The following is a 390-nucleotide window of genomic DNA, read 5'->3' on the forward strand; positions in this document are numbered from 1 at the left end:
TCAAGCGGCGGTGAATCAGTTAGGCATACTGCTTGTTAGGGACTTTTTAGTGGAGGATGAGCTACAACAAGGACTTTTGATTTCGATTGGTGGATGGTCAATGCCAAGCGCCAGCGCACATCATATAGTGGTAAGGGAAAGCGATAAACCGCAAGTTGAGGCTTTTACTCATTGGGTCATGCAAAGTCTATAAGCTTAAAAGTCCTGCATCTTCGAATAAGTGAAAGTGGTTTCCTGCGATTGAGCTAACAAAGTTGGGTGCTTTTTGGTCGGTAGTTAAAACAAGATTCGTTACTTAAGGTATAAAATGACGCTTGTTTCAATCGTCGCCCCAAATCTGATCGAACAAGGAAAAGTCATGGAAATGCTACAAGGTGGTCGGGATAATGC

Annotated in this window: 2 pseudogenes; both read left to right on the forward strand. The window is 43.1% G+C overall.

The features are described from left to right. Nucleotides 1-193, forward strand: a pseudogene (locus tag R7Z50_RS28360) (transcriptional regulator); the annotation flags it as partial. A gap of 114 nt (nt 194-307) precedes the next feature. After that, nucleotides 308-390 (forward strand): annotated as a pseudogene (locus R7Z50_RS28365) (phosphotransferase); the annotation flags it as partial.

Source organism: Vibrio sp. 1249-1 (assembly GCF_033340495.1).